Annotated in this window: 16 protein-coding genes; 7 read left to right on the top strand and 9 right to left on the bottom strand. The window is 66.8% G+C overall.

Annotation, left to right across the window (positions count from 1 at the left end):
* The first annotated feature begins 92 nt into the window (after window positions 1-92).
* The 5 genes from IU476_RS08720 to IU476_RS08700 all read left to right on the top strand — a co-directional run bounded on the left by IU476_RS08720 (window position 93) and on the right by IU476_RS08700 (window position 6,440).
* Window positions 93-4,856: an FHA domain-containing protein gene (locus IU476_RS08720; protein WP_195098465.1), complete on the top strand. Its 4,764-nt coding sequence runs from the start codon at window positions 93-95 to the stop codon at window positions 4,854-4,856.
* Window positions 4,837-5,106, top strand: a complete 270-nt coding sequence (locus IU476_RS08715; RefSeq protein WP_195098463.1) for a hypothetical protein — start codon at window positions 4,837-4,839, stop codon at window positions 5,104-5,106. Before IU476_RS08720 ends, IU476_RS08715 begins: the two co-directional genes overlap by 20 nt.
* Before the next feature lie 272 nt (window positions 5,107-5,378).
* Window positions 5,379-5,873 carry an alanine-zipper protein gene (locus tag IU476_RS08710; RefSeq protein WP_195098460.1) on the top strand — a complete coding sequence of 165 codons (495 nt, stop codon included), beginning with the start codon at window positions 5,379-5,381 and terminating at the stop codon, window positions 5,871-5,873.
* Between the two features lie 72 nt (window positions 5,874-5,945).
* Window positions 5,946-6,254: a DUF3467 domain-containing protein gene (locus IU476_RS08705; RefSeq protein ID WP_195098458.1), complete on the top strand. Its 309-nt coding sequence runs from the start codon at window positions 5,946-5,948 to the stop codon at window positions 6,252-6,254.
* A gap of 9 nt (window positions 6,255-6,263) precedes the next feature.
* Complete coding sequence (locus tag IU476_RS08700) at window positions 6,264-6,440, top strand: hypothetical protein (protein ID WP_195098456.1); 177 nt, start codon at window positions 6,264-6,266, stop codon at window positions 6,438-6,440.
* Window positions 6,441-6,443: 3 nt separating this feature from the next.
* On the opposite strand, the gene IU476_RS08695 is transcribed toward IU476_RS08700, so the two are convergent.
* The 6 genes from IU476_RS08695 to IU476_RS08670 form a co-directional block, all read right to left on the bottom strand.
* A complete protein-coding gene (locus IU476_RS08695; RefSeq protein WP_195098453.1) occupies window positions 6,444-7,298 on the bottom strand; it encodes an aldo/keto reductase in 855 nt (284 codons plus the stop codon).
* Between the two features lie 104 nt (window positions 7,299-7,402).
* Entirely contained in the window at window positions 7,403-8,194 is a 792-nt protein-coding gene (locus IU476_RS08690) for a CPBP family intramembrane glutamic endopeptidase (RefSeq protein ID WP_195098451.1), read from the bottom strand.
* 338 nt (window positions 8,195-8,532) lie between these two features.
* The gene (locus tag IU476_RS08685; RefSeq protein WP_228823336.1) at window positions 8,533-9,339 is read right to left on the bottom strand and encodes an alpha/beta fold hydrolase; all 807 of its coding nucleotides are present in this window, start codon (window positions 9,337-9,339) and stop codon (window positions 8,533-8,535) included.
* A 282-nt stretch (window positions 9,340-9,621) separates the two neighbouring features.
* Window positions 9,622-11,049 (bottom strand): HAMP domain-containing sensor histidine kinase, encoded by a 1,428-nt coding sequence (locus tag IU476_RS08680; protein ID WP_195098449.1) that lies wholly within the window; start codon window positions 11,047-11,049, stop codon window positions 9,622-9,624.
* Complete coding sequence (locus IU476_RS08675; protein ID WP_195098447.1) at window positions 11,046-11,735, bottom strand: response regulator transcription factor; 690 nt, start codon at window positions 11,733-11,735, stop codon at window positions 11,046-11,048. The genes IU476_RS08680 and IU476_RS08675 overlap by 4 nt, the downstream gene beginning before the upstream one ends.
* Window positions 11,736-11,759: 24 nt before the next feature.
* Window positions 11,760-12,137, bottom strand: a complete 378-nt coding sequence (locus IU476_RS08670) for an APA family fibronectin-binding glycoprotein (protein ID WP_195098445.1) — start codon at window positions 12,135-12,137, stop codon at window positions 11,760-11,762.
* Between the two features lie 218 nt (window positions 12,138-12,355).
* On the opposite strand from IU476_RS08670, the gene IU476_RS08665 reads away from it, so the two are divergent.
* Both IU476_RS08665 and IU476_RS08660 read left to right on the top strand, forming a co-directional pair.
* A complete protein-coding gene (locus IU476_RS08665; protein ID WP_195098443.1) occupies window positions 12,356-12,979 on the top strand; it encodes a TetR/AcrR family transcriptional regulator in 624 nt (207 codons plus the stop codon).
* Window positions 12,980-13,179: 200 nt separating this feature from the next.
* On the top strand, window positions 13,180-14,703 hold the full coding sequence (locus IU476_RS08660; RefSeq protein ID WP_195098441.1) for a carboxylesterase/lipase family protein: 1,524 nt from the start codon (window positions 13,180-13,182) through the stop codon (window positions 14,701-14,703).
* An 18-nt stretch (window positions 14,704-14,721) separates the two neighbouring features.
* On the opposite strand, the gene IU476_RS08655 is transcribed toward IU476_RS08660, so the two are convergent.
* The 3 genes from IU476_RS08655 to IU476_RS08645 all read right to left on the bottom strand — a co-directional run bounded on the left by IU476_RS08655 (window position 14,722) and on the right by IU476_RS08645 (window position 21,021).
* On the bottom strand, window positions 14,722-15,789 hold the full coding sequence (locus tag IU476_RS08655) for a fatty acid desaturase family protein (protein ID WP_195098439.1): 1,068 nt from the start codon (window positions 15,787-15,789) through the stop codon (window positions 14,722-14,724).
* A gap of 364 nt (window positions 15,790-16,153) precedes the next feature.
* Window positions 16,154-17,002 carry a hypothetical protein gene (locus IU476_RS08650; RefSeq protein ID WP_195098437.1) on the bottom strand — a complete coding sequence of 283 codons (849 nt, stop codon included), beginning with the start codon at window positions 17,000-17,002 and terminating at the stop codon, window positions 16,154-16,156.
* The gene (locus IU476_RS08645; protein WP_195098434.1) at window positions 17,002-21,021 is read right to left on the bottom strand and encodes a PDDEXK-like endonuclease domain-containing protein; all 4,020 of its coding nucleotides are present in this window, start codon (window positions 21,019-21,021) and stop codon (window positions 17,002-17,004) included. The genes IU476_RS08650 and IU476_RS08645 overlap by 1 nt, the downstream gene beginning before the upstream one ends.
* Window positions 21,022-21,133 lie beyond the last annotated feature (112 nt).

Genomic DNA, 21,133 nt, shown 5'->3' with positions numbered 1-21,133 from the left:
CGTTCAACTTTCCATACTTGGGAATAGTAGACGTAACGCGGTGTGTCTGAATGGTTTCGCAGCGACTGTGAGGGTGCCGGGAGGCAGCTGCGATGAGTGCGAGTGATTCGCTGGCCGAGCTACCGGCGTGCGTGCGCGATGTCGTCATCGGCCATTGGCCGGAGACCGACGTCGACGGCATGCGCTGCAATGGTGACGCGTACCTGGTGGCGGCCGGCGACCTGACGCGCTCGGCGGTCCGATACGAGTCCGAGGCCGCCCGCACCGAGCAGGCCGTGCAGGGCGCGACGGCGACGGGGCTGACCGAGCGGCACCGCAGGGTCGCCAAGGCCATGCGTGACCAGGCGGCGGTCTGCGAGAGCCTGGGCAAGCAGTGCCACGACGTCGCCGATACGACTGTGCAGACACAACATCTGCTGATCGCGATGGGTATCGCGCTGGCCGCCCAGCTGGCCTACGACGCGGTGCTGTTCTTCCAGGGCGGTGGGGCGAAGGCGCTGATCGACCGGCTCGAGGCCGAGCAGGCGATGGCCGCCGCGACCGCGCGGCTCGCCGCCGGAGTGGGCGAGCGCGCGGCGGCGGGCGCGGCGCAGCGGGCGGCGCTGCACGGCGCGGTGCACGCGGCGAAGATCGGGTTGCTGACCAGCGCGGCGACCAGCGGCGGCGCGCAGCTGTGGGACCTGTACTCGGGCGTACGCGACAAGTTCGACACCGGCGCCTTTCTGGAGATGCTCCTCGGCGGTGTCGTCGGTGGTGTGGCAGGCGCCGAGATCGGCCGCCGTGTCGCGCCGGGCGTGCTGCGCCGGTTCGGCGGCAACGCGGTCAGCCGGACCGGCCGGCTCGCCGCGCACCTGGGCGGCACGATGTTGATCGGCGGCGCCGGCGGCCTGGGCGGTGGTCTGGCCGGCGCGGTGCCGTCGGTGTTCCTCCACATGGACCAGATCCACAGTTTCGGCGACCTGTTCAAAATGGTGCGCGAGTCCGCGATCACCGGCTTCGGCAGCGGGTTCGTCGGCGCGGCCGGAAACGCGCTGCGCGTGCACGCCGCGGGCCGCGACGCGTTCCGCTCGCCGAGCGAGGCGACGCGACTGGGGTTGCGCCACCGGGATTTCGCGCTGCACATCAACGACCTGCTGCGGTCCGGTCCGCCGCCGCGTGTGGAGACGATCGAGCGGTTCAGTGTCGAGGGCAAGTCCGCGAAGGTCGTGGAGCGGCTCGTCTTCCACGACGGCACCGAGGTGATCCACAAGGTGGTCTCCGATCCGCAGCACGCGCACGCGGAATTCCTCAGTTCGCTCGTCGGCGACGCGGTGGGCGCGCGGGTGCCCGCGGTGCACGTCGTCGGCGACCACGTCTACATGGAGGCGGTGCCCGGCGCGGTAGCGGCGGACACCTACCCGCGCAATTCGTTCCCGTCCGAAGTCGTCAACGGTCCCGCCGGAATGCGGCAGGGCGTGATGGACGTGCTGATCCGGCTGCCCGACCGCAACGGCGACAACTGGATGGTCGATCCGGACGGCAACGTGTGGGGAATCGACCACAGTCGCGCGTTCGAGAAATTCGCCGACGAAATCTACGTCGTCGGCCCGTTCGCGGAGAACTTCCTGCGCTACGGCCCCGCCGAGGAAATCCTGTGGCGCGACCACGGTCTCACGAGGCCCGAACTTCAGGAGATCCGGCAGGGCCTCGAGCAGCTCGGCCCGCTCTTCCGCGCGGCGGGTCACCCGGACTGGCACGACGGCATGATGCAGCGGATGACCGCGCTGGAGGAGCATGCGGCGGGTGGCGGCACCGGCGGCCGTGGTGTGGTGCCCCCGATTCAGCCGCCGCAGCCCGGCGCGCCCCACGGAGTCGTCGGCGACGGCCGGGCGGTGTCGGAAACACCTCGACAGGACGGACCGGCCGGGGGCGGCGATCGCGGTCGCAACGGCAATCTCGGGCCGCGCCGCGGCGGCGAAGTCGACCTCGCGCCACGCGGCCGACGCGACCTGCCGCCACCGGCGGACGGGACGGGAACGCCTGCGCGGCAGGAGAAGTCGGCATCGCGGCAGACGGTCGACGAGCGCACGCCGGGCGAGCAGCAGCCGCCGCGCAGAACCCCGCCCGCCGACGACTCGCCGCCACGACCCCCGGCCGACGAGCCCGGATCGCCTGTGCGTAAACCCGGTTCGGACGAGGTGCGCGAAGGGAGCACCCGACCCGACGAACCGACCTACGACGGTCCGCCCACGCAACCGCAGCCGCGCCTCGTGCCCTCCGAGCGGTCGGCGGACCAGAACCACTATGAACTCGCGGCGGCTCCGCCACCCGCGGGTTTCACGCAGCTCTACGTGCACCCCGACGGCGGCTACGTCGACGTGGCGTTCACCGGTCCGGATGGCACGCGGATTCCGCAGCGACTGGTTCCGGGACAAGAGTACGTGCTCGGTCGCGGCACCGATGCGTTGCTGGAAAACATTGCGGTCGACCGAGTTTCGCGTCGCCACGCAACGATCATGGTCGACGAGCTGGGGCACGTCATGCTGCGCGACGACCACTCGACGAACGGCACCTTCGTCGACGGCAAACAGATCACGGGCGGCCGCTGGGTACGCATCTACGACGGCCAGGACGTCATGCTCAGCCGCGATCTGGAACTCGGTGTCTCCTTCCAGCGTCAGATGGCGGAAGTGCGGCTGTTCGGTAACGACGGACCCGCGCTGAAGCTCTACCGCGGCGGCCGGGAACTCGAAATCGGCCGGGAGATGGTGCATCCCGAAGCGCGTCGCCGAGACTACATTTCGCAGCGCCACGCCTACATCTCCATGGACGAGAACGGCCGGGTGTGGATCCAGGACGCCGGATCCACCAACGGCACCAAGGTGAACGGCGAACGTCTCGGCCGGGGTGAGCGCCGGGTACTCGAGCCGGGCGACGAACTGTTCCTCGGGGGATACGAATCGAGGGCGGAGTTCGTTCCCACGGACGTGTCGGGCGATGTGGGCCCGGTGCGGGTGCGGCTCGGCAGCGGGGCGGACGTGACGCAGGTGCGCATCGCTCCGGGCGAGACGGTCGACGTCGGAACCGGCGCGGATTCTCCTTTCGCACAACAACTTCGGGGCGTGCGCGGCGTCGGCGAGCGGCATGCCACGCTCGGCCTGGACCACGACGGCCGACTCTGGATCCGAGACCGTCCGGGGTCGGAAGGTGTGTGGGTCAACGGTGACCGGATCGCGCCGAACCAGAAGGTGACCCTGAGTGAAGGCGACAGGGTCGGACTCGGGCCCGAGTACCAGGGCACGGCGCACCTCGGGATGCCGACCGAGCGGCCCCAATTGCCGCCCGCCGAACTGTATTTCGCGCCCAACAGGCGCCAACTCCCGATTCGGCTCGGGCCCGGCGAGGAAATATCCGTCGACGTCAGCCTGCTGAACGGGCACACGATGCTGGGGACGACCGGGAGGCAGGTCGTCGTCGGGCGTGACGTGGACGGCCGAGTGTGGGTGCGCGATCCGCACGGCGACAGCTGGCACGGAACGAAGGTCAACGGGGAACTTCTGCCGGCCGGCGAGAAGCGCTACCTGAACGTCGGTGACGAGGTGGTTTTCAGCCAGGTATCCGCGCATTTCCGACTGGGCGAAGAACCGCCGCTGCCGCTGCGACTGTCCGACGACGAGAATCTGCCGCCCCTCACCCTGCGGCGCGGCGAGGAGGTGGTGATCGGCCGGGACAGGGACTCGCCGATGGCCGAGCATCTGGCCGGCAACAAAAAGGTGTCGAACCGGCACGCAGTCGTCTATCGCGACGAGTACGGCGATGTGTGGTTGCGCGACGAGAATTCGGCGCGCGGGACATGGGTCGAAAACATCAAGCTCGAGCCGGGCGTCCCCATGCGCCTGCGGGCCGGCGATCAGATCCGGCTCGGTGACTGGGTGGGCGCGGCGCGGTTCGACGACGGGTATCAGGCCGGCGCGGTCCGCACCTTGCCGGTACGGATGAACAGCCCACACGGCGATCTGTCGCTCGATATCCCGCGCGGCGGCGAGCCGCAGCTGCTCGGGCGTGCGGGCGGAGTCCTGCCCGAGGGCCTGCCCCGCATCGATGAGATATCCCGGCGCCACGCCAGCATCGGTGTCCAGCCTTCCGGTCGGGTTTGGATCCGTGACGAAGGATCGACTTACGGCACCTACGTCAACGGTGCGCGGATCAATGTCGGAGAGCAGTTCCGGCTGCACTCGGGTGACGTCGTACGTCTCGGCGACGCCTACGAATTCGTCGTGGCCTATCCACCCCCCGATGGCGGCGCGTTCGTGAACATCATGGACCGGTCGCCGGAGACGAACGAGTTGCTCGATCAGTTCGGGCTCGTGCCCAGCAACATCTTCAGGCGGGTGAGCGAGCACATGAACGAGATCCCCGGGGGCGGAATCGTCATCGGGAATCGCCCGCTGCTGGAATTGCCCGGCACCGATAGTCTGGTCGGCACGACACCGTACGGCCGCAAACCCGGAACCAGTTGGAACACGGTGCAAGGCGTCTACATGGGCGGTCCCAGGCGCATCGTGATCAACTCCGGCGGTCGGAGTGGGAGTCTCGACGTGGTCCTGCACGAGTTCGGGCACGCGGTCGACGCGGCGTACGGCACCGGCGGGAAATGGCTCAGCGACTCGCCTCGCTGGCGCGAACTACACTCGGCGATGCTTCAGACCATCGGCAAGAAGAAGAACTGGAACGACTACTACGACGAGCCGAGCGAGGCGTTCGGTGAGGCGTGGGCCGCGTGGCGGTACGGCCCGAAGCAGCTGCGCAAGTTCACTCTCGGCGACCGCCAACTAGCGCAACGGCTGGAGGACTACTTTGACAGCGTATTCGGATGACACCAGCCCGCCCATGCTCGCCGAGGACGGCGAGACGATCCTCGTCCCCTTGCGTGGCCGGACCGAGGACGGCGTCTTCTACAACGGCTTCGAGGAGTTCTTCCCCGGCGACCCCGGATACGAAGAAATGCTTCCGATTGCAAGAGAAAACCCGTACGAGAAGCCGGAGCCCGAACGGCCGCTGGACGAAGAAACTCTCGCCCTCGTCTTCCGTGAGGCCGGAGCGGACCGTCGCAACCCCGACGACTAGGGGCCGATCGACGGTCGACGGCTGTAGATATCCGCGCGTTCGCTGTCCGGCAATTTCGATATTGATTTTCGCGTCTACGTGATCCGGACCTGCGCTGCCGAAAATGCGCCACGGGCCGCCGTGCGGTCGAGTCCTCTCGACAAATCCAAGATTGTTACGGCCATATTTCGCGTTTACCGCTTCCCGTGTCGTACCGGGCGCATAATTCGTCCATCCCGCTCCATCGACGCAGGGGACACCGAAAAACAATCAGCGATACAGGAGATTCCGAGATGGCACAGGAGACCAACGAGCCGCGGGCCGACATGCTCACCGTTCGGGATATCGACGAACTCCGCGCGCAGGTCGACGACGCTCGGCACGAGGCGCAGAACGCCCGCCAGTACGCCCAGCAGGCCCAGAACCTGGCCCGCCAGGCGCAGCAGCAGGCCCGGCAGGTCCAGCAGCAGGCGAATATCGCGCAGAACGAGGCCAACCAGGCCAACCAACAGGCACAGCAGGCCAGGCAGCAGGCTGTGCAGGCGCAGAACCAGGCCCAGCAGGCCCAGAACGACGCCGACCGCGCGCAGCAGCAGGCCCAGCAGGCCCAAGGTGAGGCGAACCAGTCCCAGCAGCGCGCCCAGACCGCCCAGGACCAGGCCGACCAGGCCAACCAGCTGGCGCAGCAGGCCGACGACCAGGCCAACCGCAACCAGGACCGGGCCGGCCGCTGGGAGATGCAGCTGCACCAGCTGCGGCAGCAGACCCGGATGCAGCAGACCCGTTAGGAGAACCGAGGTGACGTCGAATGGGTCACTCTGCCCGGGTGACCCATTCGCGCGTCGCCGCCGGGTGTGACCATGAGCGAAACCACTCCGCCCCCTGTGCGCGTCGAGGTGATCGTGCCCGAGGCGATGAGCATCGGTGTCTATGCCAATGGATTCACCTGCTGGTACAACCGCACGGATTTCACCCTCGATTTCCTCGTGCACCTGCCGGCCGACCCGGGCCAAGACGAGGACGGTAAACCGGTACTGCGCCAGCCGGTCCAGGTGGTTGCGCGCGTGAAGTTCCCGCCGTCGATGATCTTTCGCCTCATGCAGACTTTGAACGACAGCATGAGCAATTACGAGCAGCAATTCGGTGCGATCGTGCCGCTGGGTGAATAGGAAAATGAAATGTTGGTTTCAAGTGCAATCCGAATTCTCGCGGGTAGCCCGCAGGAATGGATCGTGGTGACCGACCCGGTCGTGCGGTACCGGCCGGTGCGGGTCGCGGGCCGCCGCTACCTCGTCACGGCCGCGCGCCCGACAGCCAGCAACGGGTCCGGCACGTCCTCCGACGTCGGTCGCTGAGATTCACCTGCCGCTGTATACGGGGAACACGCTGTGGTCGCCGTAGTCCTGGGCGCGCAGGTTTCGCAGGGTCTTCATATCGTCGTCTTCGATCTCGAAGTCGACCTGGGCATTGCTGCGCATATGGTCGGGGTTGGCGGTCTTCGGCAGTGACACGGTGCCCAGTTGGAGGGTGTAGCGGATGCAGAGCTGCGGAACGGTCACGCCGTAGCGGTCGGCCATCGCCTGAACATCATGGTTCTTCAGGATCTCCCCGTGCGCGATGGGCGAATACGCTTCCACGAGAATGTTCTTGCTGTCGCAGTAGGCGAGGAGTTCGGCCGGGGTGTTGCCCGCGTGGACGAGCAACTGGTTGACGTGGGGTGTGACGGTGCAGGCCGCTTCGATGTTCTCCAGATCGTGCTGCTCGAAATTGGAGACGCCGATCGACCGGATCTTCCCTGCCCGGTACGCGTCCTCCAATGCCCGCCATGCCTCGCGATTGCCCTCGGCGTAGTCGCCGCCGCGGAAGTCGTTCCAGGGTTGCGGGCTGTGGATCAGCATCAGATCGATGTGGTCCAGACCCAATGTGGTCAGTGAACCGTCGATGGCCGCGGCGGCCCGGTCGTACTCCTTGATCTCCGCCGCCAGCTTGGTCGTCACGAACAACTCGTCCCGCCCGACGCCGCTGCTACGTACCCCTTCGCCGACGCCGCGTTCATTTCCGTAGGCCTGCGCGGTATCGATGTGGCGATAGCCGAGCCGCACGGCCTGGATCACCGCGTCGCCGGCCTTGTCGTCGTCGATGAACCAGGTGCCCAACCCCAGCTTCGGGATGCGGACGTCGTTCGAGAGGGTGTAGGTCTCGTTCAGGATCATGGTGTCCATACTCCTTCGTCTCGCGGGTTGTTCGGGGGCGTCAGTCGTCGGCTACCCATTGCGGCTCGGTCGTCCCAGCGCGGGCTCTTCGTCGTCACGACCGGTCAAATCAGATTCAGGGCGAGGGCGAGGGTGCCCAGGGTCGCCAGGACGGTCGCCGAGCCGACGTGCATTCCGATCGAGATTCGGATGTCCCGATGCCGCCAGGCGAGCCAGTAGCCGGGGAACGTGAAGAGCACGCGGGAGACGAACGCCCACGGTGACCAGAGGTGATACAGCGAGAACAGAACCGTGTTGAGCACGGGCGCCCGGCGGCCGAGGTGCGCGATGCGGGGCAGTAGGAAGCCGCGGAAGTACAGCTCCTCGATGAGAGGCAGTGCGAATCCGGTGAACGGCAAGCAGATCAGCATGGTCGTGAGCGTGGTGGAGTGCGAGTATCCGTTCAGGTAGGTGTTGGCGCCATTGCTGCCGGTGTCGGCGTAGGGCAGCCAGGTGAAGAGATTTTCGAGGAAGTATTCGCTCACCGGTGCCAGTGCGTAACCCAGGGTGATCATCCACAGGATGAGCGGGACGACCATCGCGACCAGTTTCCCGCGTGGAACCGGCCTGCCGGTGTAATGCAGCACGTCGTCGAGTGCGAGCCGTCCGTTGCGGCGGTAGCCCAGCCACAGCAGGCCCGCCAGGATCGGCAGGAGAACCGCGCACAGGGCGATGGCCCAGCCGGCGAAGTGCGGATAGTCGATGGCGTCGACGAGCGGTTCGCCGATGAGCAGGTAGGCGGCGACGATCAGGGCACCGGGGACCAGGTGCAGCAGGATCGACAGCGGTACGGGGTGGCGATCGCTCAGCAGCCGTTCGGCCAAGCGATGTGGTCGGGTGTCTACGAGAGCGGGCATGGCCAGATTCCTTGTGCCGGTGGGTGAGTGGGCAGCGGGCACTCGCGGCGGGGGTCAGTCGCCGCGAGTGCCGTTGTGTGGGATGGGTCGCTCGGCGTGAGGGCGTTGCGCGGGAGTAGGTTTCGCTCGCCGCGAGTGCCGTTGCGTGGGTAGGTTTCGCCCGCCGCGCATGCCGTTGTGTGGGATGGGTCGCTCGGCGTGAGGGCGTTGCGCGGGAGTAGGTTTCGCTCGCCGCGAGTGCCGTTGCGTGGGTAGGTTCCACCCGTCGCGAGTGCCGTTGCGTGCGTAGGTTTCGCTGGATGCGAATGACATTGCGCGGGAACGTGTTTCGTTGCGGCTCAGCGGGCCTGGCTGTCGAGGAGCCCCGCGACCTCGCGCACCGCGTCGGCGACGGCGGGGGAGTCGTTGCGCAGGATCTTGCCGTGGTCGCTGGCGACCCTCGCGCTGATCTTCAGGTTCGGGTTCCGCGCAAGATACGGGTCGAGGGTGCGGCGCATCTGCTCCAGCTCGCCGCCCTTGTCGTAGACGGTCTCGGCCGAGGCGGCCACATAGCGGACCGGGAGGGCGATGCGGTCGAGGGTGGGGCCGAGGGCGGCGTGCAGCGCGTGGGACTCGATCTGGATCTCGGCGTGCTGGTCGGCGCTCATCCGCGCGGCCAAGCCGAACGGCGCGACCAGCGGGATCAGCGGCCGCATCCGCCGGAACGTCTTCCGCAGTCGCTCCCGGCCCGCCTCGTCGGTCCAGCCGGACGGGTACGGCCCGTCGACCCCGACCACACCCAGCGCCCGATCCGGGTGACGATCGGCCCAGTAGACCCCCAGCAGAGCGCCGTAGGACCACCCGACCAGCAGCGGCTGCTCCACGCCCCGTGCGGCCAGCACCGCATCGATGTCGCGCAGGCACGCCTCGAACGAGTAGTCCGCGGACCGCTTCGACTTCCCGCGCGCCCGCTCGTCGAAGGTGATGTGCCGATAGGCGGGGCCGAGGTCGTCGATCACGCGCCGCCAATGCCGTTGGCTGGCATACGATCCGTTCAGATAGACGACCGGCCGCCCGGACCCGCCGGTGTCGGTCACCGCCAGCGCGGTGTCGTCCACCGTCACCATGCCGGTCCAGATCGAGTTCGAAGTAGCGTTGCGGGACATTGTTTTCGCCTTTCGTCGAGGTGTTGTGATCACTCTCGCCGGGTCGGCTGTTACGGAGCTGACACCGCCCTGACATGACCACTGACACGGGTTTCGGCCATGCGCTCGGAGCGTCGTCGCCTATGGATCGGACGGGGCTCTGGCGACGAAGGCGCTGAGCTGACCTGCTCGACGACGACTTGGAGGACGTGGCCACTCGCCGCGACACCGCGTGCCTACTTCGCTACTGCGCGCCCGCATCGGCTTTCTGCCGAGCGACGGTCGCAGCGAGCCGAACGCGATTCAGCCGTCGTGTGGCGTGTCTCGCAGGGTGACGTGCAGGCGGGTGCCGCCGAGCGGGCTGTCTGTGAGTTGTGCTGTGCCGCCGTGCAATCGGGCCTGCTGGGCGACCAAAGCCAGGCCGAGGCCGCTGCCCGCCGCGGTGGTGTCACCGCGGGCGAAGCGGTCGAAGAGGCGGTCGCGGTCGTGTTCGGGGATGCCGGTGCCGTTGTCGTCGACGACGAGTTCGATGCGGTCGCCGTCGCGGCGGGCGGTGAGTTCGACGCGGGTCGCATGTCCGTGGCGGACGGAGTTGGTGACGGCGTTCTCGAGGATGCTGCGCAGGCCCGCGGCGAGGCCCCGAAGGCGCAGGGGCTCGGCGACGGTGGAGTCGACGGTGACGTCGGGGTGGGTGCGGTGCGCGTCTTCGACGATCTGGTCGATGAGGTCGTCGAGATCGACATCGTCGAAATCGTCGGCCGTGGCGAGTTCGCCCAGCGCCAGGCGTTCCAGGGCGGCCAGGGTGTCCTCGACGGAGCGCTGGGTGGTGAGGAGGTCGTCGAGGATCTCGTGGCGTTCGGGTTCGGGAAGGTCCATGGTGCGCAGGACTTGCAGATCTGTGCGCATGGAGGTGAGCGGGGTGCGCAGCTCGTGGGCCGAGGTGGCGGCGAAGTCGCGGGCGGCGGCCAGCGCGTCGGCGGTGTGGTGGCGTTCCTCCGCGATGCGGTCGAGCATGCGGTTCATGGCGGCGGTGAGTTCGGCGGTCTCGGTGGTGCCGTGTGCGGGCGGAACGTCCAGGGACAGACGGGTTCCCACGTCCGCGGTAGCGGTGGTCAGCTTGCGCAGCGGGAGGACCGCGCGGTGGGCGAACAACCAGCCGAGTCCCGCCGCGATGGCGATCGCCGCCGCGCCGATCGCGAGAATGCGGGCGCGCTGATCGGCGACGGTCTGCGCGAGCGTCTGCTGGGGGACGCTCGCGGCGACCAGGACGGTGCCGCCGGGCGCCATCTGCGTGGGGATATCCCAGGTGAGCGGGGCGGGGTCGTCGGTGCGCTGGGTCAGGAAGAGGTAGCGGCCGGCGGGCGGTCGACCGGGTGGTTCGGCTGGGCATCCGGTCGAGTCGGGTTGCAGTGCAGAGCAATTCGTGGCATCGGCAGGGCCGGTGTGGTCCGCCTCGGTCGGAGTGGAGTCCTCCGAGGTGCCGGGCGCCGCGCGGTACGGGCCCGGAATCCCCGGCGGCGGAGGGATCGAATCCGCCTCTGGGGCAGAGGAATTCGGGTCGGCAGGAGTGAAAGCGGTGATGCGCAGCGAGCGTACGGCCTTGTCGACCTGCTGTTCGGTGCCCGAGGGCGCGAGGGCGAAGAAGGTCGCGCACATCGCGGCGGCGACGAGAGTGGCGGCGGTGGCGCTGGCAAAGGCCACCCGAGTGCGCAGGGACACGGGGCGTTTCATGGTTCCACCCGCAGGACGAAACCGACGCCGCGGACGGTGTGGACGAGGCGGGGACCGCCGGTGGCCTCGATCTTGCGGCGCAGGTATGCCACGAAGACGTCCACGACCTTGGTCTGGGTGCGAAAGTCATAGCCCCACACGCGATTCAGCAGCTGCGAGCGGCTCAGGACCTGGCCGGGCGCGGTGGCGAGGGCGGCCAGCAGATCGAATTCGCGTTTGGTGAGCTCCAAGGGGCGGCCGTCGAGGTAGGCGCGGCGGGCGGCGGGCAGGACGGTCAGCGGGCCGACGACGGTGCGGCCGGGGTCGGCGGTCGGCGCGGGGACGCGGCGCAGCAGGGCGCGCAGGCGGGCGGCGAGTTCGCCCAGGTCGAAGGGTTTGGTGAGGTAGTCGTCGGCGCCCGCTTCGAGTGCGCCGATCCGGTCGACGACCTCCGAACGCGCGCTGAGCACGCAGATGGGGATGTCGTTGCCGAGGGCGCGCAGGGCGGTGACGACCTGAACCCCGTCCAGCCGTGGCATATTCAGGTCCAAGACCATGGCCGCGGGGGCGTCGGCGGCGATGGCGGCCAGCGCGGAAGCCCCGTCCGCGGCGGTGTCCACCTCGAAGCCCGACAGCCGCAGCCCGCGCGCCACCGAGGTGAGCACGCGGGCGTCGTCGTCGACCACGAGTACTCGACTGCTCGTCACGATTCGACGATAGCGACGAGCGGGTCAGCGCCGGGAGCAGATGATGACGTGCCGGCCCGCGTCGTCGACGTCGTCGCGCTCGATGTGAATCCGCCCTGGGTCCCCACCCGGGGCGGCCTCGCACGGGCCGGGGCCGCCGGGCGCACCGTCGCCGGGGGCGACGATGACGACGCGGCGTCCGTCGGGTCCGGTGAACTCGCCCCGGCCGTCGGGGCCGATGAGGATCCGCTGGCCCTCGGGGCCGATCACGAAACGCTGTCCGTCAGGGCCTGTTTCGATCTGCGGGGGCGCGGGCGGGCCGGGCGCGGGCTCGGCGGCGGCTACGGCGGGCAGCGCCAGCGCCACGACGGCGGCACCGCCCGCGAGAGCGGCGGCGAGGCGGCGAACGGTGAACAACGACATGGGCAACTCCTGCGCTCGGGGACGATGCTTCGTCCGAACTGTCGAACGCCGTCGACGCTATGAGCGCAGTGCTGGGGGACCGTTCGGTAACGGTTAGGGAATTGATAGAAACTTCGGTGCGGGGTGAATCGGCCAGCCGTTGTGCCGCCGGGGAGCCTGTTTCGTGCCGTTACACTAATCGAGGTCCAGTGCCGCTCGGAAGTGTGACAGGAGACGTGATGCCAACGAAGGCAACCGTTCCGCGTCGTCGGCCCTCGCAGGAGCGTGCGAAGGCCACCCGCGACCATATTCTCGCGACCGCGGCGCGGTTGTTCGGACAGCGCGGAATCGCCGGCACCTCGACGAACCGCATCGCCGCGGAGTCCGGGGTCAGCATCGGCACGGTCTACCGGTACTTCTCCGATCGAGCGGTCATGGTCGACGAACTCCTGGTTCGGCTGCTCGAGGACATCGAGAAACAGTTCGTGCAGCGGCTGGTCGAGCGTGTCGACGAACCCTTCGACGAAATGATCGGCGGCGTGCTGGAAGTGGTGACCGACTATCTGGTCGAGCGGGCCGGATTGGTGCGGGCGCTGGTGGCCGGGTTGCAGTACTACAGCAGTGGCCTCCCCGAATTCGAGCCCCGGATGCGTTCGCAGATCAAGGATCTACTGATCCGAAAGCTCGGGCCCGGCGACGACCACGTCTACGACGTGATGAGCCTGGTGGTGCTGAACACCTGTTTCGCCGCGGTGGTACGGATCGCGATCACAGAATCCGATCCCCGTCAGCGCAAGGAAGCGATCGCATTCACCGCTCGGACGATCACCGCACTGCTCGACAGCGAAGCGAACGCCGCCTGACCGGGCCGCGGCGGTGGTCGGAGGGCGAGCATCGTCGAGGCTATGGCGAAACACGGCTGGATCGCTGTTCGCGGCCGAAATCGGCTGGGGCCTGGGGGGATCGAGCGACTTCCTGGTCTGCTTGGGGGAAGGGCCTAAATGGTTTGCGCCTGATCTCGTGCGCGGGGATGCTCGGCCGAAAAGCCTTGGAGAGGAGGCGAATGGCCGCATCTGGGAAGTCGTTCGAGTCCGGGCCGGAGGTCCGCACTGTGGCCGGTGTGCTGCGCGGTGGCTGGGAGTCGTCGGCGGCGGTCTTTCGCGGCATTCCATTCGCCGAATCGCCGGTCGGCGAGCTGCGTTTCGCCGCGCCGCGGCCGGTGCGCGACTGGGACGGGGTGCGGCCCGCCGTCGCCTCCGGTCCGCCGCCTCCGCAGTCCGCCGTGCTCGCGGCGTCCCGGAACACCGCCGGAGACGACTGGCTGACGGTGAATGTCTGGACGCCGCAACCGGATTCGGCCGCCGAGCTCCCGGTGATGGTGTGGTTTCCCGGCGGTGGTTACGCGATGGGCGACGCCGCCCTGCCGCAATACGACGCCGGACATCTGGCCGCGACCGGAACCGTGGTCGTGACCCTCAACTACCGCCTCGGCATCGAAGGATTCGCGCAGATCGAGGGCGCCCCGGCCAACCGCGGACTGCTCGACCAGGTCGCGGCCCTGGAGTGGGTGCGGGACAACATCCGGGTGTTCGGCGGCGATCCCGGCCGGGTGACGGTCTTCGGACAGTCGGCGGGCGCCGGGTCGATCGCCGCGCTGCTCGCAATGCCGCGCGCCGCAGGGCTTTTCGGCCGGGCGATCGCACAGAGTGTGCCGGGGACCTTCTTCTCTGCCGAACTGGCCGCCGACCTCACCGCGGCCTTCGCCGCCGAACTCGGCGTCGCGCCCACCGCGTCCGGACTGTCGGCGGTGCCCCCGGACCTGCTCCCCGCCGCCGGCGACGCGGTCTTCGCCAAGATGGGCCAGTGGCGAGAGCGCTGGGGGCAGATCACGCACCGGCCGATCCCGTATGCGCCGGTGGTCGACGGTGACGTGCTGCCCACGACACCTTGGGAGGCGCTGGCCGAGGGCGCCGCCCGCGACATCGAGCTTCTCGTAGGACACACGCGGGACGAGCACCGGCTGTTCAGCCTGATCGATGGCGTGCTCGGCCGGGTGACGCGGGAGCAGACCGAGACCGCGCTGCACGTCCTCGCCCCATGGCCCGACGGTCCGCAGCGGTATCGGGAGGCGTTCCCGTCCGCTGCCGACGAGGAGCTGTACGAGCTGGTCAACGCCGACTGGCTGTTCCGCATGCCGAGCGTCCGGCTCGCCGACGCCCAGATCGCCGGCGGCGGCCGCGCCCACCTCTACGAACTGACATGGACCGCGCCGGGAATGGGCGGCGCTCTCGGTGCCTGCCACGGGCTGGACGTGCCGCTCGTCTTCGGGAATCTGGGCAGTGGGCAGACCGCCGTGCTGATCGGTGATGTGCCCTCGCCGGAGGCGGTGGAGCTGTCCGCGCGAATTCGTCGGTCGTGGACATCGTTTGTCGCGCAAGGTGATCCGGGGTGGCCCGCTTATGGCGTCGAGCGCCGTCTCACCCAGGTCTTCGACACGGTGTCGAGGGTGACCGCCTATCCGGAGGAGGCCTCGCGAATCCTGTGGCAAGACTTCGCGTTTCCGCCGCTGCCGCTGCTTGCGGGGTGATTTTCTAGCCAACCTTCATCAGGCGTTCCGTTGCGATCCGGTGGTGCGCAGGGGTGCGCCGACGTGGTGCAGGTGTTTCAGTGCCTCGCGGTACGAGGAGATCAGGCCGGTCTCGTGGTAGGGCACGCCGATTTCGGCGCAGTAGTCGCGGACGATCACCTGGGCGTGCCGCAGGTTCGGCGTCGGCATGCTCGGGAAGAGGTGGTGCTCGATCTGATAGTTGAGTCCGCCGAGGGCGAGGTCGGTCAACCTGCCGCCTCGCACGTTGCGCGAGGTCAGCACTTGCCGGCGCAGATAGTCCGGCCGATCGTCGCCGGTCAGGGTCGGCATGCCCTTGTGGTTCGGAGCGAAAATGCAACCCATGTACAAGCCGAACAGCGCTTGGTGGACAGCGATGAACGCGAAGGCTTTATCCGCGGGCAGAACCGCGAACACCGCGCCCAGATAGGCGGCGAAGTGGACGAAGAGCAGCGCACCCTCCACTCCGCGGTGTTTGATGGATCGTTTACCGAGCGCCCGGACACCGGCCGCGTGCAGATTCAAGCCCTCCAACATCAGAAGCGGGAAGAACAGAAATGCTTGCGCTCTGCCGATGAGACGAGGCAGCCCGCGACTGTCCCGCGCCTGCCGTTGTGACCACACCAGAATGTCGGGCGCGACATCGGGATCGAGTTCCTCGTGGTTCGGATTGGCGTGATGCCGGGTGTGCTTGTCCTGCCACCACCCGTACGCCAGCCCAATCCCGGCGTTGCCCACCACCCGACCCACGATCTCGGTCGCCCGCCGCAGCCGAAAAACCTGGCGATGCGCGACATCATGCATGACGAGCGCGACCTGAGCACCCGTCACAGCCATGCCCGCCGCAACCACAAGCGTCCACCACGAGTCCCCAACCAGACCGAACGCCACCCACGCACCCACGAACGCGATCCCGACGAGCCCGAGCCGAACCGCGTAGTAAATCGGCCGCCGCCTCATCAGTCCCGCATCCGAAACCCGGCGCAACAGCCGGGCATAATCCCCGCCGGAGCCGCCACCCCGCGACGATCGTGGAAATGACTCGGGTACCAAGGCTGATGTCGTCATAGATCTTCCTCGAAGCTGGGTCGGAAACGCCACCCTCGCTCGTCCGGAACGCCTGTAGGAGAACGTGTTTCAGGCGGTAACTGCCCGTACGTCGTCGTATCGGTCCCGAGGTGACGATTCGACGCTATCGGCAGAATTCTCGTTCGACGTAATACCTTGGTATGGAACGGGATCGGTCTGGGGTGTGAGAACAAGCCGCCGACAACCCGTAGCTGCTCACCAAGGTCGTGAGACAACTACGTGGCCAGATGAGTCGAACACTGTTGGTGGAAGTGCAGGGGTCCCCCTTCACCCCCGCACCGCTGCCGCTGCTCGTGTGGTGATCAGCCGTCCGGATCGGTCGGCGAGAATCGGCCTCGCGGTTCTATGCTGCAGAAGCGAACCGCTGCTCCAGATCGTTGAGCATCGCTTGCAGGGGTGCCCAGCACAATCCGACGCTGTCGTTGTCGAAGTCCGGCTTGTCGGCCAGCTCCTTTCCCGGGTGGATGTAGTTCCGGAAGTTGCGCACTGTGTGCATGAACGTCTTGGCATCCAGCTGGATCCATCCACGGGCATGGGCGGTGTCGATGAGAGACGCCAGGTTCGGCTGTCGGTTCGTTACCGTCTTACCGTGCTGATCGACGAAGCGATGGTTACGGCAATCTTCGTCGCGCTCCATGAGGACCGTCAGCAACATGCCTTCGATGAAGCTGCCGATAGCGATCACCGCCATGGTATAGGCGCCGGCCCGCTGGCAGAGTCGTGCCTCGGCAGCTCGGTTGAGCAGTAGTTCTGCCGTGGCGGCGTTGCCGATCAGTCTCCGCACTCGGGCGTCGAGATCGTGAGGCTCGGCATTCGTCGCTCCCGATCCGTCCAGGGCGCGCTGGGCGACCACCGGACGACCGCCGGTATCGGTCACGATCAGTTCCTCGCCTGCGAGTACGTCGTTCAGCGCATCGCGGAATTCCTTTGCCGCGTCCGCACCGTCGTCATATTCCAGCGGATCACAGACACGGCACAGCAATAGTTCCATATCGTGCGGGCGGTCGTTGCGTTCCTCCAACTGATCGATCAGCCACGGCACCTTCGCCGAACCGTCGTATTCCGGTGGGTCCTGCCAGCCTGCGTGCTCGAGCAATGTTTGGAGCTGTCGCCCTGTTCGCATATACGGGCCGTCAGCATCGACGATGATTCGGGCCAGACGTTCGATCGTCTTCGGGTCGAGCGGGAACATCACAATTCCTCCTGGTCCTGTAGACGCCGTGCCTCGTCATGCGCTTTACGCAACGCTTCATCGATCTTTCGGCCACGGCGTTTGAACCCGAGGTCTGCGCGTACCTGTCGTGTTCGTTCCTCCGGATCCAACAGCATGCCGTCCGACATCCGCCACCGGAACATGGCGATCAGCTGGCTGGGCGTGTATTGGTCGATCCGCAGCCCGGCGAGAACACCCGGCCGAGGGAGCGCCGGCCGTATCTCGTTGTCCGACAACGTCGTCGGCGGATCTGGCGTGGGTACCTCGATAGTCGGTTCCGCATCGGCCACGGCGACGGCGTCGATCCACGCCTCATAGATGCGCTCCAATTCCTTTTCGGGATCTGTGAACCAGGCCGATGCCCAGACCCGATGGAATCGCCAGCCCAGGCGCTCGAGGTGTTGCTGTCGCAGCCGATCTCGGTCCCGGGCGCTGTGGGTGCGATGATAACTGTCGCCGTCGGCCTCGACCGCGAGCACCATTCGTCCCGGCTCCTCCGGGTGAGCCAGCGCGAAGTCGATCCGGTAGTCGGAGACACCCCATTGTGAGTAGGCCTTGATTCCACGGCTGTTCAGGCCGTCGAAGATCGACCGTTCGAACGCGTTGAGCTCTACGCCTTCCTGTCGGCCGGCCGCAGCTGTCGCACCGCGAGCGGCGGTCTCCAGATACCGTCGTAGCAGCTCGGTGCCTGTCATCTTCTCGCTCGGTTCGAGTGCACCCGGTGGAAACGACGAGACCACGGTCATGCGTCGCTTTGCCCGCGTGACAGCCACATTGATGCGTCGCTCCGTCCCTTCACGGTTCAGCACCCCGAAACCGTTGCGCCGCACTCTCCCGGTCGCATCTTTCGCCACTCCGACGCTGAGAACGATCGCGTCCCGCTCGTCGCCTTGCACGGTCTCGATGTTCTTGATGAAGAAGCGCTTTGTCGGGCCGCGGTCGTCGGCGAAGAAGTCGTCGAGATCCGGACGGTCGGCGCGGGCCTGGCGAAACGCCATATCGATTTTCTTTTGATGCTCCGTCCCGAGCGTGATCACACCGAGGCTCTCGTGGGGTCGCGATTCGGCGTGCTCGATCACCAACTCCACAACGCGTGCTACCTCGGCCGCGGCCGATCCCCGTTCCCCTGGCTGCACCCGTCCGTCGACGATCTCGAGCCGCAGCGGAGCGTCCACACGGGCCCCAGGGAACGAGACCAGGTCGCCGTCGTAGACCTCCTCATTGGAGAACTGGATCAGCCGCTCGTCCTGACTGCGATAGTGCCACTGCAGCCTTCGACGATTCGGGATCATCGGCTGCAGAGCGGTAAGGATCGACTCGTAGTCGCGCAAAGTGATGCTGCTGTCGTCGTCCGTGTCGTTGTCATCGTCTGCCTCGAGCCGATCGAAGAAGCTGGTGGGCGGCAACTGCTTGTCGTCACCGGCAACCACCAACCGCTTTCCACGCATGATCGAGGTGATTGCGTCGTGCGGTTGCACCTGACTGGCCTCATCGAAGATGACCAAATCGAACAGCTGCTCGGCCGGTAGCGCCCTACTCACCATCAACGGGGACATCGCCCAGCACGGACGTGCCGCGAGTCCCACATGGGGCGCTTCAGCAACAAGTCGGCGTACGGGGCGATGCCCGCGCTTCTTCTTTCCTTCGCTGCGCACCAGAGTGGATTCGTCCGGATAGTCGGTACACGCCTGCGCCGCGGCCCTGGCCACCGTTCGGAGCACTCGCCGAACTGCGAGGCCCTGGTGCCGACGATCGGCCTCCCGAAATCGTGTGGCCACAGCATTGTGCAGTTCCGGCTGGAAGTCCCGAAGCGGCTGCGAGGTGAGCATGAATTGCTCTTCGAGCGCCGACATCAACGCGTAGCGGAAGAGCGTCACCGACTGTTCGGCGTCGAGGTCCCGGGTTGCGATCTCATTCACCAGGGGCTCCAGTCCGGCGCGTCGCAGTCGGCCCATGCGCTCGTTCAGATCGGGCAGATAAGGAACCATTCGACGGTCGGTTGCCAGTGCGTTCAGGGCGTGGTCGACACGCTGCAGCGGCTGCTGCTCGAAACTCACGCCTGCCGACGTGGCGATGGCGGCGAGCTGGTCTTTCAACCTCGCATATCGCTCACTCACCATTCGGAAGTCACCGATGACGCCCGGGCCGTTCGGGTTACCGCTCAGCCGGCTCCATTCCTGCATCTCCTCGAGTGCCGCAATGATCTCGTTGTGCAGTAGTTGTTTCTGCGTCATGCCCACAGGGTTGGCTCGCAGTTCCTTCAGCAGTCTCGAACGCCGACGCCATCCGAGTTTCGGCTGCAATTTCCTGCGGCGCTTCCAGGACGCGGTGGCGACTCGGTATTCGTGCAAGGGCCCGCGGAAGATTCCCGGGCCGAGTTTGCCGGCGGTGCCGGCCATGCCGCTCAGCAGTGTGAACGTGCGATCCCAACCCTCGAAATCGGTCGGCTCGGGCAGCCCCACCTGCTCGATGAGAGCACACATCTGCGAACGGCTGTCCGGCAGCGTATTTGCGGCGACGTTGTCGAGTAGCAGCAGGACCTGATGCGCAGCGTGGACGGTAGCGACATCGGCTTGCCACCATGGGGATTCGTGCCGCACAAGCCGTAGTCCGCCGTTCGCGACGAACCCTCGCAGGTCGTCCTCGGCGAGCAGCCGGCCTTCGGGGGTGAACTGTTCGAGACTCCGCAGACGCCACGGGGTCTCGATCCCGCCCGCTGAGGCGATCAAACTCTCTCGAACCTGATAGGCGCTCAACTGCCAGGGTTCTCGACGGTCGTGCAGAGCACTGACGTAATCGTTGAGGCGTCGCCGGGTGTCTGCCAGTTCGCGGTCCATGTCGTCGCCGTCGACGGCCGGTGTTCTGGCGAGTTGATCGAGACTGTCGGCGAGTTGCGTTGCCACAGCACGACTGCTGAGGGCCGACTGGTGCATATCGAGAACCAGGTCGCCGAGGCCGATTTCGGCCAGTCGGTCGGTCACTGCCTCGATCGCCGCACGCTTCTCGGCGACAAACAAGATTTTCTTACCCTGCGCGGCACCTGCGGCGATGATGTTCGCGATGGTCTGGCTCTTTCCGGTGCCAGGCGGACCGTCGATCACCGCATGCCGGTCGGCCAGTGCTGTTGCAATGGCGCTGTTCTGCGACGAGTCAGCGTCCAGCACTAGAAACTCGTGCCGTGGTGGAATCATGTCCGGTGAGGGTGGCTGAAAGGTAGCTTCCGCACGCGGGTCGGTATCGGCCGGCGAGGCGCCGGCCAGTAGCGCGATCAAATCGTGGCGCCGCAGCAGGTGCGCTGCCGACATCAGGTCCTCGACCATCGGCAGCTTCATGTAGTTGCAGACACCGATCGCGATCATCCGCTCGAGCCCCAGGGAAACACCCTGCTCGACCGCTGCGTGTTCGATGCGGAGAAAAATGCTGTTCGCCAAGCGTTCCGGATCGGCCGGATCCGCGCCGCTGGTCACCAGACCATTCAGCTCTTCCTTGTCGAGACTGACACCGTACTCGCGGTTGAGGCAATGCGCCAGAACGGGATTGACCTCCGGTTCCGGATCCACTTCTATGAGGAAGTCGGACTCCGCCGCTGTCCGTGCGCGAATGGTCACCTGGAAGAGCAGCAACGGTGCTCGAAGCGGAAGTTGCTGTCGGGCTCCGCTTTTGGACGCACTCGTAGTCACCCGTCCGAACACGAGGCGGCCGACATCGACGCCCTGTTCTTCGCTGAATCCGCGAATCCTGCGAACGAGATTGCGGGCACGGGTGCAGGCATCGCTATAGCGCTGCGAATCCCCGAAGAGCTGCGCGAGCCGGGTCGTCTTTCCCGAAAGTAGCTGATCCACTTCGGATTTGGGACTTTCGCCGAGATCGAGGGCGGAGGTTTTCGTGATCTTGAAATTGAGTAGACCATTGCGGCCGTCGAGCTGGATCAGCTCATTCGACCACTCTTCGGCTTTGCGTGCGAGCACATCGTCGGCATGCGTGAATCGGCCCACCATGGACAGCGCCTCCCCTGAGGATCTGCAGTCGTCAGACTGCGTGCATCCCTCCGCAGCCCCCCGTTTTCATCCGAGTAGCACAGTATGGCCCACATGCGGCATCTTCTCCAGT

Source organism: Nocardia blacklockiae (genome assembly GCF_015477355.1).
Taxonomy (GTDB): domain Bacteria; phylum Actinomycetota; class Actinomycetes; order Mycobacteriales; family Mycobacteriaceae; genus Nocardia; species Nocardia blacklockiae.
Note: the sequence above shows the minus strand (reverse complement) of the source record. Positions and strands in the feature narration are given on the sequence as shown.

What these genes read in the sequence shown, in the direction of transcription:
- IU476_RS08720 (WP_195098465.1), top strand. Translation starts at nt 93, where the DNA reads ATGAGTGCGAGTGATTCGCTGGCCGAGCTACCGGCGTGCGTGCGCGAT.
- IU476_RS08710 (WP_195098460.1), top strand. Translation starts at nt 5,379, where the DNA reads ATGGCACAGGAGACCAACGAGCCGCGGGCCGACATGCTCACCGTTCGG.
- IU476_RS08705 (WP_195098458.1), top strand. Translation starts at nt 5,946, where the DNA reads ATGAGCGAAACCACTCCGCCCCCTGTGCGCGTCGAGGTGATCGTGCCC.
- IU476_RS08700 (WP_195098456.1), top strand. Translation starts at nt 6,264, where the DNA reads ATGTTGGTTTCAAGTGCAATCCGAATTCTCGCGGGTAGCCCGCAGGAA.
- IU476_RS08695 (WP_195098453.1), bottom strand. Translation starts at nt 7,298, where the DNA reads ATGATCCTGAACGAGACCTACACCCTCTCGAACGACGTCCGCATCCCG.
- IU476_RS08690 (WP_195098451.1), bottom strand. Translation starts at nt 8,194, where the DNA reads ATGCCCGCTCTCGTAGACACCCGACCACATCGCTTGGCCGAACGGCTG.
- IU476_RS08685 (WP_228823336.1), bottom strand. Translation starts at nt 9,339, where the DNA reads ATGTCCCGCAACGCTACTTCGAACTCGATCTGGACCGGCATGGTGACG.
- IU476_RS08680 (WP_195098449.1), bottom strand. Translation starts at nt 11,049, where the DNA reads ATGAAACGCCCCGTGTCCCTGCGCACTCGGGTGGCCTTTGCCAGCGCC.
- IU476_RS08670 (WP_195098445.1), bottom strand. Translation starts at nt 12,137, where the DNA reads ATGTCGTTGTTCACCGTTCGCCGCCTCGCCGCCGCTCTCGCGGGCGGT.
- IU476_RS08665 (WP_195098443.1), top strand. Translation starts at nt 12,356, where the DNA reads ATGCCAACGAAGGCAACCGTTCCGCGTCGTCGGCCCTCGCAGGAGCGT.
- IU476_RS08660 (WP_195098441.1), top strand. Translation starts at nt 13,180, where the DNA reads ATGGCCGCATCTGGGAAGTCGTTCGAGTCCGGGCCGGAGGTCCGCACT.
- IU476_RS08655 (WP_195098439.1), bottom strand. Translation starts at nt 15,789, where the DNA reads ATGACGACATCAGCCTTGGTACCCGAGTCATTTCCACGATCGTCGCGG.
- IU476_RS08650 (WP_195098437.1), bottom strand. Translation starts at nt 17,002, where the DNA reads ATGTTCCCGCTCGACCCGAAGACGATCGAACGTCTGGCCCGAATCATC.
- IU476_RS08645 (WP_195098434.1), bottom strand. Translation starts at nt 21,021, where the DNA reads ATGGTGGGCCGATTCACGCATGCCGACGATGTGCTCGCACGCAAAGCC.